Raw genomic sequence first — 13,497 nt, forward strand, 5'->3', positions numbered from 1 at the left:
ACCCTCCGGGAAGGACCCGCCCGCACCGCATCGGTGCAGCTCGACCCTCCCGGGCGACCGGCTCACCCGCGCCGCGGGCTACCGCTTCGACGCGACGAAGGCCAGCTCGTGTCGCAGGATCTGCGGGAATTTCTCGCGGATCTTCTTCATCAGCGCTTTCTGAACGCTCTCGTTCGCGAGTGACTGCGGAATCGATGGGCCGAACAGTTCTTTGATCGGCAGGCCTGTGCGCCTGATCTTGCCGTTTCGAACGACCTTCTTGTGCGTCTTGCCAGTGCGCTCGAACACACCTCGGTGTCCGTTCTGCATCGTCGCAATGAACGCGTGGCGCAAAATCGTTCGGCCGGCTTTGACCTGAACGCTCACCCCACTCTTGCTTTGGCGCGCGCCGTAATTGATCAGCGCGACCGGGCGACCCGTCGACTTCAGCACAACGACCAAATTGCCGCGCGTCGCGCGCGTAACTGTGAACGAGCTCTTGATCGCGCTCGACTTGATGTTGTATCCAGCAACCCGAACTTCCTGCGCCGCTGCCGTTCTCGCCTGCGCGGCGGTCTTGTTCAGCGCGCGGACGACTGCTTTTTGCTGCTCCCCGACGTAGCGCGTCAAGCCCGCAGTGACGCTCTTCACGTCGGCCCGAATGTCGAGTTTCAGCATGTCAGGTGCAGGGTTTCAGCCATGCAGCCGGCAGAACGTCGGGGCCGGGATCGTCGCGGTAAAGCGGCACATCGACCAGCATCCTGGACGGCGAACCAGGCGGGAACGCGGTCACGGTCACGAGCGCGATCGCGTTCTCCGGCAGCAACGCAGGGTCGACAGTCGCATCCGTGACGATCGCCGCAACCTTGCGTGTGCCGTTCTGCCAAATTGACGAACGGACAAGCGCGACTTCGGCTAGGAGATCATCGACGCTGACATGCGGCGCGCTCGCTTCAGCCTTCTTCGGGGAACGCGCCATTCAAGCACCACGAATGAGAAAAGCCCGGCGCACCGGGCGAAATGTCGACTTCACCGACATGGAGGAGACACGATCACCTTGAGCGAAACGGCCAACCCGTTCGTCGCATGGACGCGCTCGGCCAGCCTCGCCGGCAGTCTGCCGCTTCGCTCAAGGCGTAAACGAAAAAACCCGCGGGTCTCTCGACTCGCGGGTTTCTGTGGGCGCACTGACCCGGGGCAAATAGTCGCTCAAAAAAAACGAAGGTGCAAGCACTATTTGCACGCGGGCGCGCGCGAGCCCATCACACGATGAGCCTTTTTAATCTTGCTCGCCATATTCCGCGCGGGATTGCGGCGCGTCGTTCGCCACTTTTTCGCCACTTACTTCGGGATTCGCCATTGCCTCAAGACCAGCGCCTTGAGCGATCCGCCGCTGCGCGCGAGCGACAAGTTCCATGTTCACTTCGAGGTAGGCCATCGTCGTATTGACGCTCTTGTGCCGCAACGCGCGCTTGATCATGTGAACGGGCGCCCCCTGTTCGCTCAGCAGCGTGGCGAACGTTCCACGCAACCGGTGGGCGGTGATGTGCCCTACGCCGCATGCTGCGTTTGCCGCGAGCATGGCTTTCCGCGTGAAGCCTGATCGACATGCTTCCCCATCCACTCGACAGACGATCAACCCGGACGATCGGCGCAGGGCTCCCAGATAGCCGTACAGCCAGTCCGGCACGGGCACAGGATCGGCCTCGCGCCCCTTTGTAATGCCCGGCGTGTATGTGTGTCGCTCCCAATCCATCCATTCCCAACGAGCCGTGATCGTCTCGATCTCGCGAAGCCCGATGCCAAGCATCAGGCGCACTGCGATCGAGACCGGCCCGCGCGTGCCGTCATATTCGTCGACGGCAGCGAGCCATTTCATTGCGTGGGGAATAGGAAGGATTTCGCGCGGGCGCTTCTGGACCTTCAACAGCCTCACAGACCAAGGCAGAGCTGGGATCATCTTGCGGCGCATCGCCCATCTGCATAGCAACTTGAGTACGTTTAGCCACTGGTTGGCGCTCGCGGGCGCATGCGTTTTCAGGTAATCAAGCCGAGCCGCTTCTACAAGCTCCGTGGTCAGATCGCACAGCTCGACGTCAGCCAAATCGAAGAGGTGAAGCCTCCCGAACGTCTCGACGATCTTTGCGTGGGAAGCGCTCACGGTCGGCCTATGTACTTCGAGCCACAGCACCACGAGTTCGCGCAGCGTCGGCACGTCCTCGTCACCCCTAGCCCAAAGCTTCGCGCGGTTGTATGCCTTTTCGGCGACGGCGTTGGCCTTGTGTTTGACGACCTCCCGAGTGCTTCTCTGCACCCGAGCGCCGTTGATTTGAAACCGGTAATGCCAAACCTTACCGACCTTGAAAAGCTGATAGCTCAAAGGGCCTCCCTTCAAGCGGGCGAAGTGACCTTGATGAGGGAGCGAGCGATGAGAATAGGCAGCAGCCGTTCCTTCGCGGCCTGGTATGTAGCATGCTGATTGCCAGCGCGGCCACTGCTCCAGACCGACCGGCCGCATTCCTTGTTGCGCATGCTGGTAGAGATCGCTGCGCGCTGGTCGGCCGGGAGCATGTCAACGCAGAGTTGAACCTGCTCCGACTTGGAGTCGTCGAGCCATTGATCCGTGGCGTCGTCGTCCTCTTCGTCAGTCGTGGGCGTGACATAGCCTCGGCAGGTTCGGTCTTCCGGGCGATAGAAGTGCGACAGCGTCTCAGCATGCGATTGCCGGATCTGCCATTGATACCAGGTCAGCAAGAGTTCTTCGATTTGTTGGCTCTGATCGGGCGTCATGTTCATCCTGTCATCGTATTTTTTGCACCGCCGCATTTCGTAGACGTCCAGTGCGGCTTTCTGAACGCCAAGCAAGCAAATGAACTTCGTCGCGCCCATCCAGCGGCGTCGCTCAAGCTCGCGGCAGCCCAGGCACGTCCGGGCCTGCTTCGCCTCGAGCACGATCGCCGGATCTCGGAAGTCGCCGCGCCTCATTTCAGCCCCGCCGATGCTCGATACTTCGAATACGGGCCGCGGATGTGCTGGTCAAACCGCGCACGCGCTTTCGGATCGTGGTCGAGCTGCGCCCGGCTCTCGATGCAGCATCGTGCGCGCATGAATTCGGCGGCGTCGGCCGGCGCATTGGCCGGCTGCCCTGCCGATCGCATCCATTCGAGGAATGTCGGCTCGTTCGCCCACATGCCAGCGAGGCGCGCGAGCGGACCGCCCTTTGCGCGCGCAATCATGCCGGCCTCCAATACTTCAGCCTCCGTAGTCGGCGCAGTCCCGCAGCACGCGGCCTCTGCCGGGATTTACCACGGCCGCCAAAGAGAGCGCCGAGCAGGCGGCGATTGACGTGGTCAAGCGTGAATGTTCCCCTCCACTCCCTAACCGGCAATTCGACATGCACCGTGGAGACGTCAGGCCCGGCAAGACTTTTTCGCGGCAACTCCACTGATTTGACCGGATAGACGACTCCGTTGATCGAGATCGTCGCGGATGCTGTTAGAAAGCAGGTGGCCGCCATCACATCACCACCGTGAAGTTGATGCCGTGGTGCGTGAGCCAATCGCCAAGTGCATGGCGCAAGCTCACGACGCGTGGCCATGGGAATTCGATCTGGGTCCCGCTCCGCGTCTCGGAAATCTCACCGCTGAATGGACACTCATCGAATGCGATCAAGTGAGCCTGCGTGATGCTGTCGACATGCCGGACTGCCGATTCGGCAAGCCTTTCGGGTACGTCGGCATAAAAGATGTAAGCGTGCGCGCTCATGCTTTGTTCCTCACGTCCCATTCAAGATCGCCGCTTGCAAGAAACGCCGCGAGCGAGTTGCGGTTGTGCGCGAGAACCACCTCGACCGGATACGTCCCGTCCGGATTCCACGCGCCAGGCGAGGCTTCGTCGCGATATTGGTCAGGCAGGATCGCGTCCGCGTAGATCCAATCGCCGGCGGACTTTCCATTGCGCCATGTGCGCACGGGGCCGCGGATCCGCACGACGCGGCATTCGAACGTCTTGAAGTTCTCGCGATAGAACCTGCCGCGCCACGTTCCGGGGAGTGGCAAACGAACTAGGAGTCTCAAGCCGCCCCCGCCCCGAGATGCTTGGCCTGATTAAGGATCCACGCGACGAAGTAGGCGACCGCCAGCGACGTCGCACCCATCCAGATCGCAGCGACCGTGACGGCAATAGCGAATGCGATGCCGTGCAACCATCTCAAGGGATTGCGGGGCCCGCGCCCTTTCCCTGCGGTGAATACTGCGAGCCATGCAAACACTGTGAAGACCCACATAACCCCAACGAAGAAGCCGCGTGCGCTGTCGAGCCCGTATGCGTGCCAGAGATACACCGCACCGAGCAGCGCCCCATCGAGGACGACCGAAATGAAAAAATTCATGCAACCTCCGATTCAAGTTGATCAAGTCCCATCTTTCGAGCGCGGACTGGCTCCCACGCCTCGTAGCCCCGGTCCCATACGTCGAACTTCACCTGCCTCGGCGTACCGGCGCGGTTCTGGTCGATCCATGCGTGGCACCACATGCAACCCGGAACCGTGAATTCGTTCTTTGCTTTCAACCAGCCGGCCTTGCCGTGACGCGACTGGTTCGAGTGGCATGGCACGACCGTGTCATCGATCGGGTTGAGTCGGCAGACCCCGGGCACGCGCAGGAAGCATGGTTCGCCGCGGCACGCCGCGAGATACTTCGAGCCATCCGCGACCGCCGCCCTCTTGATCCGGCTCTTGATCGCGCTTCGGCGCTTGAGCGTCGATGCTGATGCGAGACTGCTGAAAGGCGAATGCGCCTTGCGCTTGAAGCCGCTCGATTTCAGTGGCGTGCGGCGTTGCAGAGGCGCTGATCGCTTCACGCAGCCTCCATCTGTTGCGGCACCAGCACTTCGCCGGAAAGCACCGGCATGCTTCCGGCGAGCCCGACCAGATGCCGGGCCTGGTATACGCGCAGTCCGAGCCCGCGCGCGAGTGTGTGCTCGACGTTTGCACCGCGGGACTGCTCCCAGCCGGGAAGTAGCGCGATGCCGTCGCAGTCGACGAGCTGCTTGATGTCGGCGCGCATGCAGGCAAGCCAGTCAGCGGCCGAATCCGGGTTGATTTCAGCCGGATTGACGATCTCGAAGCCCAACCCGCGCAGGCGCGATGCCTCGGCACGGAAGGCAGGAAAATTCAGTTCGGCATATCCGCTCATCGGGCCGGCGAGATAGATCCTCATGCCGCAACCCCGAAGAGAGCCGTTGTCGCGATGTCGCGCTTCATCGGGCGGTTTTCGCGCCTCTTCGCATTTGCACGGCGACGCGCCATAACGCGGACGTATTCATCCGGCCGGTTTTTCTTCAGATCGTCCATACGGTCGCGCCACTTCTGCCCCGGCGTGCGGGCAAGCGGCCGCACAGCATCTTTCCGCTGACCAACCGCGTAGACTCGGGCCGGGTATCCGCTCGATTCGAAGCGCTCCCACCGCGCGATATGGATCTTTCCCTCCGCATGGAGCGCGTTGAGGTGCTTCATTACGGTTCGCCGCGAGATGCCGGTCTTCGCCGACAGCTCGACCGCTTCCATCTGGCTATTTGCCAACGCGCGCAGGATCGCCGATGCGTTCGGATGCCCGGCATGAGCGTTTTTATTCGGACGCTCGCCAAGCCCCATTGCCAACCCATGCGAAACGACAGAGTGAAAGCTTCGGCCGCCGAAGAGGTCGAGGAATTGCTTCAACGGTCCGTCTCCGACCCATACGCGCCGGAGATCAGCTTCTTCTGCCTCCGTCCATTTACGCCACGCACGCTTGCCTTCCATCGTTCCTCCGATCGTCATTTGATCTCGACGATCTGCAGGCCGCGCGCGGCCATCAGATGTCGCTTGATTCGGTACCCCTCGGTCACGCGGCCCTTCACGTCCTCGATCACCGTCTCGCCGTTGCGCTCGTAAACGAAATCGGCGATGTATCGAAGCGCCGGCCGCTTCTTGCCGTTGATCACGACCGGATCTGCCAGCACGAACACAACCTGCCGCTCGAGCTCGCAAATTTCGCCAGCAGCCTGACACCGGCTCAGATGGATCCAGCGGTCGCGCTCGCGGAGGCTGTCGAACTTGATCCCGTCGTGCTCGCAGCGCACGTTCCGATACTTCGCCGGCTTTCCCGGCTTCGTCAGGATGGCGATCGGCTTCGATAACGGCGCCGGCTTGCCGATCTGCGCCGATGCGAGCGCAGAGCGAGCGATGCTCGACGCGATTGCAGTCGGGCCAATACCGTCGGCGATGTCGTCGAATTCGCTAGACGGCTGGTTTCCGGTCCGGCGCATCAGCTCTCGCTCAGCAAAGCTGCGACCAACCCTCCTGTCTTCGCGCACGCGCGCGGTTCCGACAAACGTCGTGCCCTCAGGGAAATGAAGCGACGCCGAGCGCTTCGTCATGCCGCCACCGATTGCGCCACCTGGTCGCGCGGAATGTCGTTGAGATACGCGTAAAGGTGCTCGCCGCGCTCTTCGCTCTCGCGGCTTACAGCAGCGAGCAGGTACTCCATCCACGGCCCCGGCCCGAGCAGCTTGCAAACCTTCGCCTTGAACTGCTCGAAGAACCGGAATTTCGCCGGATCGACACCCACGCGCTTGCCTTGCTCGCGCCAACCGGCCTCGCCCGTCCACCATCCGTCGGCCGCAACGCCGGATGCGCTCGTCGTGCTGGCCGCCGCCTCCGCCTCCCAGATCCCCGTCCAGCCGCGCAGCACCGACTCGTCGACTGCCGCGACGACGTCCTGCGCGTTCTCGTGGATCTTCGCCAGCTTCTTCAGCGACACGCGGGCCGCCGGACGTGTCCAGGGAATGGCATTCTTGCCGGTCGCCTTAGCCTCGCGGTGCTCGCACCAGTCGAGCCATGCGTCGATCGGCAGCCATGCCGGCAACTCGATCGCTCGCAGTTCGCCATGCAACGCAATTCGCGGCGCAGGCCGCGCGGGTTGACTGTTCTCTGACGGTTCTTTGGTGGTTCCTGACGATTCGGGTGCAAAAGCTTTGCACCCTTTGGTGCTCTGGTTTGCACCCTTTACGTCGTCGCTTGCACCCTTTGTGTCGCTGCTTGCACCCTTTCCAATGGGTGCATTTTTTGCGCCCTTTGAGCCAGACGAAATGGGCGCAAGTTCTGCACCGTTTAGCCAATCGGGATTGATGCGGTATTCGCGCGTCTTGCCGCGGCCGCCCTTTCCCTGGTCGACGAGAACCAGCCAGCCGCACTTCTCCATGCGGCGAAGCTGGTACTGCACGGCGCGCTCGCTCTGCCGCGTCTTCTCGGCCAAGCTGGCGATGCCGGGATAGATGTGGGTGCCGTCGTCGTGCGCGTGGTCAGCCAGCTTCAAAGCGAGGATCATCTCGCCGCCACCGGCCGGATAGCGATCGAAGACCATGCCCATGATCTTTACGCTCACGAGGCAGCCCCCAGCTTCACGCGGTAAAGGTTCGCACCGTCCCGCTCCTCGACGTCGACCAGGCCGGCCGCTTGGAGGGTCTTGACCTGAGATCGGACCGACGACGCGGAAAGGCCGCACTTCGCCGACAGAGCGCGCACCGACGGCCAGCACTCGCCCGTCGACTGCACGGCGAAATCCGCTAGCGCAAGGAGAACGATCTTCGGTGCGTGAGGAATATCCTTCTGCCAGGCAAGATTGAGGAGATGGATGCTCATGCGACCGCCGGCGTCACAAGCGCGAGCAGTTGCTGACTGGAGCCGGTCGCAGGATCCTTGCGCGATCCGACAACCACCAGACGGCCGGCGTCGAGCAGTTCCCGGACGCGGCCGCAAACGCTCGACAGCTTCATGTTGGTACGCGCGGCGATGTCCTCGCGCGTCAGAAACTCGCCGGGAACATGGAACGCCTCGACGACCATCTTCTGCTTGGCCGTGAGCTCCTTTACCGTGATGGCGTGGTACGCCGCATGTTGCGTCTCAGCGACGCGACGGCCCGAGCGGGCGCTGATTATTTCAGTCATAGGCAACTCCATGCGGCCCGCGCCGCGTAGGACTACTAAATCGAATCAAAAGAACTCGTGCTCGAGCGCTTGTGATCGGATTCAGTGCGCCGGCCGAAGCCGGCGCGCCTTACTGCTTTGTTTCCTGACGTGCCTGGAGTATCAAGAGCCCGGTGATCGTGAGCGCTTCAATCAACTCCTCTTTCTTATACGAATCTCGTTCCAACTCCTGTAGCAGTGCGTTTCGGTCATAACCCACCCGTTCCCGGGCGTCCTTTGCGGCCTGCCGGCCAATCCGAAGCGCCTGTTCCTCCGTCATTTCATAGTCGCCCTCTGCTGAATCACTTCCTCCATCAACGTCAGCATGGCCATGCGCGCGAGATACTGCGAGATGGCACGATTGCCGACGACCCTTTCAAAGTCCGCGATCAGTCGAGCGGGAAGATCCTGGCGCGCCTTTCCATGACGATCGACCGGATCCCGGTTGAGCATGTTGGAAAGATGCGATGCCGGAACTTCCAGGCGCTCAGCAAGCGTTCTTTGCGTCATGCCGCGCTCGACTCGCTTTTCCCAAGCGAGGAACACGGCATCACGGAAGGAACGACACTCAGCGATCGATTCCTGCGGCACGAACTCAGCCTGCTCCGCACGGGCGCCGCTTGCAGGCTGGTGGTGAGGCTGTAAGAGCATTCAGACTCCATTGAAAAAAACAACTGGGTTACCACTGGAATTACGACTCGGCAGAGGCGCAAAATTTTTTTACCACTTACCGAAGCCACTACTCACCATGCGGATCATCACCACCGAGACTGCCACCTGCCGGCGGTTGAGCATCGTCGCTTGCCTTCGCGCGATCGGTTACGTCCTCCCGCGTCCAGCCCACCAGATCTTCGCGACTTTCCCCGGTGAGCTCCGCCAGCCTAGGTACATGCGGCGCCGGGACCCTTCCGGCCGTTCTCCACTGTTGGATGACCTGGTAACCAGAAAGCCCAAGCGCTCGTGCCATTGCCGAAAGCGAGCCGAAGTGCGCTATAGCACGCTCCAAGGCTTCGTTTCTGGGGGTATGTTTGGAGATATTCATGAGCACTGATTCTATGCTAGAAAAACCAGTGACACAAGAAAATCCTGCAATGACGCAAGAAAAACTTGCGGCTACGATCCCGCGCATGAACATCCATCGACGAATAAAAGAGCGGCGAGAAGCTCTCGGCCTTTCCATGGAGGCGCTTGCCGCCCTCGTGGGGGTGAAGGCGTGGCAGACCGTTCAACAATGGGAAAAAGAGGAAGGCGGAACGGCTCCTAAGCGCGAGCGTTTAAAAGCAGTAGCTGATGCCTTAAAAACAACCCCGGAATACCTCTTGTTCGGCCCTTCGCAGGCGGGCGGTCAGGGGGACACTTCTCCGTCGGCGGTTAAGAGAGAGCCGCCCCTTCCCAATCAGCCTATTCCGCTGCAGTATTCAGTACGCGCTTCAAACTTCAGACGGGTCTTCGTCGTTGGGCGCGCACAAGGCGGATTGCCTGAGAGAATTTGGACGGATGGGGACTATCCTGTGGGTGCAACAGACGAATACGCAGAAATCGCTACAAGCGATCCCCATGCCTTTCTCGTGCCAGTGATCGGCACATCCATGGTTCCTCGCTTTAATCCTGGCGAATTCGCCTTCGTCGAGCCGGGAACTGAGCCAGAACTCGAGGACGATGTCCTTGTTCGACTCGAAAGCGGCGAGACCATGATCAAGAAGCTTATCTCCCGGCGAGGGGGCATCCAGCTTGCCTCCTACAATGAGCCAGGATCAATGCTCTTTAAGCCAGAAGAGATCACTTGGATGTATTACATCGCGCACCCGGTGCCGGCCAGGAAAATCAAGACACGCATGTGACGCGAGCGTTGCCGCGAGCGGCGCTCATTTGACCTATGTCAAATCACATGCGGATCGAAGCACGCGTCACGCCCGCGTGTTTCCTACCGTGCACGCTGCTCGGAGACCAATCGCGTTAGATGGACATGGGAGAAATGCCTTGAGCATCTTCAATTTTAGGTGGGTCACCAAGGTGGCTATGCCATCGATCGTCGCCCTATGGGCGAGCCACGCAAATGCCGCCGGACAAGCCGCGGTCGCACATATGCCGAAGGGAATGTCTGTCATGGTCATTGATGAATCAGTGACGTGCGACGGCGGTCCGACCGGGATCGTCCTCGACAGCAGCGGACACAAAGTCGACCAGACCTGCAATGTTCACTACACAACAGACGGTGTTCGCCTAATATTCGCCGGCTATGGGAAGCCAATCTTTTTCCCCAAAAGTCAATTCACTGTCATCGATGCGCCATGAATGTATCGACTATTTAATTTCGTGCGAGCGCGCCACGCGGCGCGCTTTTTTTTGCCCGCTCCACTAGTTTTTCTTGCAATGCTAGTTTTACTGGCATATGATCCGTCTCAAGCGCTTCACGGTAAGCGCCACCGCCGCAGGCGGATTGCTCCTTAACCCTGACGAAAGATGAACAGGTGCTCAGCACCCAGCCCTTGGCCTCGCGCGGCTGAATGTAAAAGCGCGAGAAATGACGGCCTGATGAGCCGTTTCCGCAAGGCGCCCAGCGATGAGTGGCGTGGTAACTCGTCGCACCGTCCCCGTTCCGGAGCTGGCTCGGCCAGGTGTCGCCGGACGGGGACGTAAAGCAATGCTCTCAAGAGCGCGCATTCGGACGCGGCCCGACCGCACCGACAAATCCACCTGCAGCAGTTCCCTGCCGAGTGCGCGCCCTTGAGAGTAGTGACTGCCCTGATCGAATGGCATTGCCGCGCGCAGTGCCATTCCTTGAGTGCAGTCCGACAGGCCGGCGCGTCGCGCCGCATTCATACACGACTGACGAGGATTTCATGTCGTTCTATGTCATCGGCTTCATCTCCCTGTTCGTCCTCTGCGCCTTCATCTTCGGCGCGGAGGCGATCAAACGCGTCGGCAGTGACCGTCACAACCGGCACTGACAAAACCACTTCGGGGGAACATCGTGGACCAGAACAAGCACACTGCAGGACAGGCATGGTTGCAGCGCGCGAAGGAACTTGCGCAGCAACGCGCGGACGCCAGCTTCGCCTACGGAGAGCTCGGCACGGAGGTGACCGCGACCGAAGCAAAGGGTGTTTATGACCGCTCGCTCGCCGCTGATCGCGCACTTGACGAACATCTCGTCCCGGCCGGCGAAGCAATCGACGCGCTGCGACTGGTCGCGTCGAAGACTGTACTCACATCGGGCGTTCGCGCCGTCGTCGATGCGGTTCTCGCGAAAGCGGGCTTCGGTGCGCCGGCCCCCGATCCCATCCGACACATGCGGATCTGCGGTGAGGGTCTGTGATGCGGCCCCTCGCTATCCAACGGCCCGCGTCCGACAACGCCCTCCTCGCTTCTTGCGATGAATTGCACGGGCACGTCATCAAAGCATGCATATGGGTCCTCGGTTGCGGCGGCGCAGTCGGCTGCGTCTGGTTCCTCTGTGTTGCCTATCGTGCTGGGGTGATTCCATGGCTCTCGTGAAAATTTGGCTCGGCGCTGTAGCGGCTCTCGTGGTGTTTCTTGCCCTTCAGGCGGTTATTCAGCAGAACGCTGAGAAGATCGAGCGCCCGGCCGCAGTCCGGCGCACGTAATCCCGAAAGTTCTCATCTTTCGAATTCCGGTTCATTGAATCAGGATTCCTTAAAGGATTGACCGTGACCGTATCGATCGCAGTTTCCGACGCCATGATTGCACGCGAGTTCCGCCTGCAGCGCTGCAGCGGATCAGCTGTCGATGCGATCACGAATCCGCTGATCCGCCGCGTCCTTGAAGCCGGCGCCCGAGCCCGCGCTTCACGCGAGGCGGATGCCGAATCCTGCACCTTTCGCGACGCGAAGACCCGCGCTGCAAACGACATCGACTGACTCGACCCTCACAACCAAACGGAGATCACATGAGCGTCAGACCCATTACCGACACGCTGCGCCATATCGGCGGCGGTGTCTTCATCGACCAGGCCAGCGAGAAGCTCGCGGAACTGGTCAACGCAGTCGACGCCAGCGGCAAGGGCGGCGTCCTGACCATCACGATCGCCGTCAAGAAAGCGACGCGCGGGGGCGCCATGCATATCGGCGGAAAGATCGCGCTGAAGAAGCCCGCAGAGGACCCGATGGAAGCGATGCTGTTCGCGACAGCAGAGGGCAATCTCATCGCTGATGACCCCCGCCAACAGAAGCTTGACCTGAAGCGCGTCGACGGCGCTTCGGACGCACCGCCGGCCGCGCTCAAGACGGCATAACCCTCTCCCTCCACCTGCAAGGAATCGCCTGAAGCCATGGAAGACCTCAATCAGAACCTCGCCGAGACGCTCGCACGCGAGATGAAGCAACCGATCGACATCGGTTCGAACACCGCGGCCGCAGTGCGGCGCATCGCTCTGCCGCCGGGCTGGAGCCTCGCCGAGAAGGACGAGTCTGGCAAGCTGCCCACACCGCTGCGCAAGGTCGCACAGGTTCGCGTGCGCGACGTCGACAGCTTCATCGAATACGTGAAGCGCCACGGCTCGCTGACCGACTGCACGATCTGGTGCCTCGCCGATTACGTGCAGGGCAAGATCTCGTTCACCGGCATCATCAACGATCACGGCGCGGACGAGGCCAAGCCAGCATGGCGCGACCACCGCGCTTTCTTCTCGCCCGAGTTCAGCGAGGAATGGCGCCGCTGGACCGCTCACAACAAGAAGCAGCTCAGCCAGACCGAGTTCGCGGCATTCATCGAAGACAACCTGAAGGACATCGCGAGCCCGGATGGCTCCGGGCTGCCGAGCGGTGCCGCCATGCTCGAGATGGCTCTGTCCTTCGAGGCCACACAGGACATGCGGTTCAAGAGCGCAATCCGCCTGTCGAACGGCGGCGTCAACCTGTCGTTTGTCCAGGACGACGACGCGCAGACGCTCCAGAAGATGTCGGTGTTCGAGCGATTCGCGATCGGTGTGCCCGTCTTCTGGAACGGTGACGCCTACCAGGTCGACGCGCGTCTGCGGTACCGCGTGCGCGACGGCAAGCTCGCGTTCTGGTTCGAACTGATCCGCGCCGACAAGGTGCTCGAGGCAGCCGCCACGACCGTGATCAGCACGATCAAGGAAAAGACCGGGAACCCGTTCTTCTTCGGCAATCCGTTCTCCAACGAGTAAGCCAATCGGATACGGCGGCCTCGCGCCGCCGCGCAATCACCCAGGAGAAACCATGCAGATCCAGCCTCCTCCCCTCGCCGAAGGCGAGATCTATTTGTGCGGCGTCATCGACGCGAATGGCGACGTCGAACACACCGTCCTGCTTCCCGGCGATACGCGGGCGACGTGGCAGAAATCCCTCGAATGGGCGAAGGGACTCGGCGGAGATCTGCCGACCCGCGTCGAGCTCGCTGTCGCCTATGCGAAACATCGCGATCTCTTCGAGCGGGCCGCGTACTGGTCGAACGAGGAAGACGCCGATGACGCCGGCTGGGCGTGGTTTCAGTACTTCGGCAGTGGCTACCAGTACCGCTACCGCCAGGGCA

General features: G+C 61.3%; 25 protein-coding genes. 7 read left to right on the forward strand and 18 right to left on the reverse strand.

What is annotated here, in order from left to right; all coding sequences use genetic code 11:
• Positions 1–78: 78 nt before the first annotated feature.
• The 18 genes from ACV22Z_RS33095 to ACV22Z_RS33180 form a co-directional block, all read right to left on the reverse strand.
• On the reverse strand, positions 79–657 hold the full coding sequence (locus tag ACV22Z_RS33095) for a phage tail protein (RefSeq protein ID WP_448080461.1): 579 nt from the start codon (positions 655–657) through the stop codon (positions 79–81).
• A gap of 1 nt (position 658) precedes the next feature.
• Entirely contained in the window at positions 659–958 is a 300-nt protein-coding gene (locus tag ACV22Z_RS33100; RefSeq protein ID WP_448080462.1) for a hypothetical protein, read from the reverse strand.
• Positions 959–1,258: 300 nt separating this feature from the next.
• Positions 1,259–2,359: a tyrosine-type recombinase/integrase gene (locus ACV22Z_RS33105; RefSeq protein ID WP_448080463.1), complete on the reverse strand. Its 1,101-nt coding sequence runs from the start codon at positions 2,357–2,359 to the stop codon at positions 1,259–1,261.
• Positions 2,360–2,370: 11 nt separating this feature from the next.
• Positions 2,371–2,964: a hypothetical protein gene (locus tag ACV22Z_RS33110; RefSeq protein WP_448080464.1), complete on the reverse strand. Its 594-nt coding sequence runs from the start codon at positions 2,962–2,964 to the stop codon at positions 2,371–2,373.
• A complete protein-coding gene (locus ACV22Z_RS33115) occupies positions 2,961–3,215 on the reverse strand; it encodes a hypothetical protein (protein WP_448080465.1) in 255 nt (84 codons plus the stop codon). Before ACV22Z_RS33115 ends, ACV22Z_RS33110 begins: the two co-directional genes overlap by 4 nt.
• A gap of 280 nt (positions 3,216–3,495) precedes the next feature.
• Complete coding sequence (locus ACV22Z_RS33120; RefSeq protein ID WP_448080466.1) at positions 3,496–3,744, reverse strand: phage portal protein; 249 nt, start codon at positions 3,742–3,744, stop codon at positions 3,496–3,498.
• The gene (locus ACV22Z_RS33125) at positions 3,741–3,968 is read right to left on the reverse strand and encodes a hypothetical protein (protein WP_448080467.1); all 228 of its coding nucleotides are present in this window, start codon (positions 3,966–3,968) and stop codon (positions 3,741–3,743) included. The genes ACV22Z_RS33120 and ACV22Z_RS33125 overlap by 4 nt, the downstream gene beginning before the upstream one ends.
• An 83-nt stretch (positions 3,969–4,051) precedes the next feature.
• Positions 4,052–4,369: a hypothetical protein gene (locus ACV22Z_RS33130; protein ID WP_448080468.1), complete on the reverse strand. Its 318-nt coding sequence runs from the start codon at positions 4,367–4,369 to the stop codon at positions 4,052–4,054.
• Positions 4,366–4,803 (reverse strand): nuclease domain-containing protein, encoded by a 438-nt coding sequence (locus tag ACV22Z_RS33135; protein WP_448080487.1) that lies wholly within the window; start codon positions 4,801–4,803, stop codon positions 4,366–4,368. The genes ACV22Z_RS33130 and ACV22Z_RS33135 overlap by 4 nt, the downstream gene beginning before the upstream one ends.
• Before the next feature lie 32 nt (positions 4,804–4,835).
• Positions 4,836–5,198, reverse strand: coding sequence for a DUF4406 domain-containing protein (locus ACV22Z_RS33140; protein WP_448080469.1), 363 nt, complete (start codon positions 5,196–5,198; stop codon positions 4,836–4,838).
• Complete coding sequence (locus ACV22Z_RS33145; RefSeq protein ID WP_448080470.1) at positions 5,195–5,797, reverse strand: ArsR family transcriptional regulator; 603 nt, start codon at positions 5,795–5,797, stop codon at positions 5,195–5,197. Before ACV22Z_RS33145 ends, ACV22Z_RS33140 begins: the two co-directional genes overlap by 4 nt.
• A complete protein-coding gene (locus ACV22Z_RS33150) occupies positions 5,794–6,396 on the reverse strand; it encodes a DUF1064 domain-containing protein (protein ID WP_448080471.1) in 603 nt (200 codons plus the stop codon). The genes ACV22Z_RS33145 and ACV22Z_RS33150 overlap by 4 nt, the downstream gene beginning before the upstream one ends.
• The gene (locus ACV22Z_RS33155) at positions 6,393–7,403 is read right to left on the reverse strand and encodes a helix-turn-helix domain-containing protein (protein WP_448080472.1); all 1,011 of its coding nucleotides are present in this window, start codon (positions 7,401–7,403) and stop codon (positions 6,393–6,395) included. The genes ACV22Z_RS33150 and ACV22Z_RS33155 overlap by 4 nt, the downstream gene beginning before the upstream one ends.
• Entirely contained in the window at positions 7,400–7,660 is a 261-nt protein-coding gene (locus tag ACV22Z_RS33160) for a helix-turn-helix domain-containing protein (RefSeq protein ID WP_448080473.1), read from the reverse strand. Before ACV22Z_RS33160 ends, ACV22Z_RS33155 begins: the two co-directional genes overlap by 4 nt.
• Positions 7,657–7,965, reverse strand: coding sequence for a hypothetical protein (locus ACV22Z_RS33165; protein ID WP_448080474.1), 309 nt, complete (start codon positions 7,963–7,965; stop codon positions 7,657–7,659). Before ACV22Z_RS33165 ends, ACV22Z_RS33160 begins: the two co-directional genes overlap by 4 nt.
• A gap of 109 nt (positions 7,966–8,074) precedes the next feature.
• Positions 8,075–8,263 carry a hypothetical protein gene (locus ACV22Z_RS33170; protein ID WP_448080475.1) on the reverse strand — a complete coding sequence of 63 codons (189 nt, stop codon included), beginning with the start codon at positions 8,261–8,263 and terminating at the stop codon, positions 8,075–8,077.
• Positions 8,260–8,634 carry a helix-turn-helix domain-containing protein gene (locus ACV22Z_RS33175; RefSeq protein ID WP_448080476.1) on the reverse strand — a complete coding sequence of 125 codons (375 nt, stop codon included), beginning with the start codon at positions 8,632–8,634 and terminating at the stop codon, positions 8,260–8,262. The genes ACV22Z_RS33170 and ACV22Z_RS33175 overlap by 4 nt, the downstream gene beginning before the upstream one ends.
• Before the next feature lie 88 nt (positions 8,635–8,722).
• A complete protein-coding gene (locus ACV22Z_RS33180) occupies positions 8,723–9,118 on the reverse strand; it encodes a carph-isopro domain-containing protein (RefSeq protein WP_448080477.1) in 396 nt (131 codons plus the stop codon).
• Here ACV22Z_RS33180 and ACV22Z_RS33185 point away from each other — a divergent pair.
• The 7 genes from ACV22Z_RS33185 to ACV22Z_RS33215 all read left to right on the forward strand — a co-directional run.
• Positions 9,024–9,824 carry an XRE family transcriptional regulator gene (locus ACV22Z_RS33185; protein WP_448080478.1) on the forward strand — a complete coding sequence of 267 codons (801 nt, stop codon included), beginning with the start codon at positions 9,024–9,026 and terminating at the stop codon, positions 9,822–9,824. The genes ACV22Z_RS33180 and ACV22Z_RS33185 overlap by 95 nt on opposite strands.
• A gap of 139 nt (positions 9,825–9,963) precedes the next feature.
• Positions 9,964–10,278 carry a hypothetical protein gene (locus ACV22Z_RS33190; RefSeq protein ID WP_448080479.1) on the forward strand — a complete coding sequence of 105 codons (315 nt, stop codon included), beginning with the start codon at positions 9,964–9,966 and terminating at the stop codon, positions 10,276–10,278.
• A gap of 679 nt (positions 10,279–10,957) precedes the next feature.
• Positions 10,958–11,302 carry a hypothetical protein gene (locus ACV22Z_RS33195; protein ID WP_448080480.1) on the forward strand — a complete coding sequence of 115 codons (345 nt, stop codon included), beginning with the start codon at positions 10,958–10,960 and terminating at the stop codon, positions 11,300–11,302.
• A gap of 352 nt (positions 11,303–11,654) precedes the next feature.
• On the forward strand, positions 11,655–11,864 hold the full coding sequence (locus ACV22Z_RS33200) for a hypothetical protein (protein ID WP_448080481.1): 210 nt from the start codon (positions 11,655–11,657) through the stop codon (positions 11,862–11,864).
• A gap of 29 nt (positions 11,865–11,893) precedes the next feature.
• Positions 11,894–12,238 carry a hypothetical protein gene (locus tag ACV22Z_RS33205; RefSeq protein WP_448080482.1) on the forward strand — a complete coding sequence of 115 codons (345 nt, stop codon included), beginning with the start codon at positions 11,894–11,896 and terminating at the stop codon, positions 12,236–12,238.
• Between the two features lie 36 nt (positions 12,239–12,274).
• Positions 12,275–13,132 carry a DUF2303 family protein gene (locus tag ACV22Z_RS33210; RefSeq protein ID WP_448080483.1) on the forward strand — a complete coding sequence of 286 codons (858 nt, stop codon included), beginning with the start codon at positions 12,275–12,277 and terminating at the stop codon, positions 13,130–13,132.
• A 52-nt stretch (positions 13,133–13,184) separates the two neighbouring features.
• A partial coding sequence (locus ACV22Z_RS33215; RefSeq protein ID WP_448080484.1) for a DUF1566 domain-containing protein occupies positions 13,185–13,497 on the forward strand: 313 nt, incomplete at its 3' end.

The organism is Burkholderia sp. PU8-34, assembly GCF_053427725.1.